The sequence below is a fragment of the Staphylococcus pasteuri genome, from assembly GCF_030547725.1.
GTDB lineage: Bacteria > Bacillota > Bacilli > Staphylococcales > Staphylococcaceae > Staphylococcus > Staphylococcus pasteuri.
On sequence record NZ_JAUOQO010000467.1, the window covers coordinates 1 to 262 of the forward strand.

General features: G+C 39.3%; 1 protein-coding gene. It reads left to right on the top strand.

All coding sequences use genetic code 11. The features are described 5' to 3' along the window. On the top strand, positions 1 to 262 hold a 262-nt coding region (locus tag Q4528_RS14380; protein ID WP_303522313.1), incomplete at both ends, for a hypothetical protein.

Consider the following 262-nt stretch of genomic DNA (forward strand, 5'->3'; position numbering starts at 1 on the left):
GGGGTGTATTCGCTTGCGCGTTTAAACGTGATTGAAAGCCAATTACTTAACCACTTATACACATTAAGTGACTTAAAAAGTGAAGCGCCAACAGATTACTTTTCGGGCAAAAACCTTTCAGAGGTTAGCACACTAACGCTCGATGAATTTATTCAACTTGCGCTTAAAAATGCAGAACACAGCGATATTTACACCCTACTAATACAAACGCTTAATTTTGAACACACGCGCAATAGCGACGAAACGTTTGACGAGTTAAAGT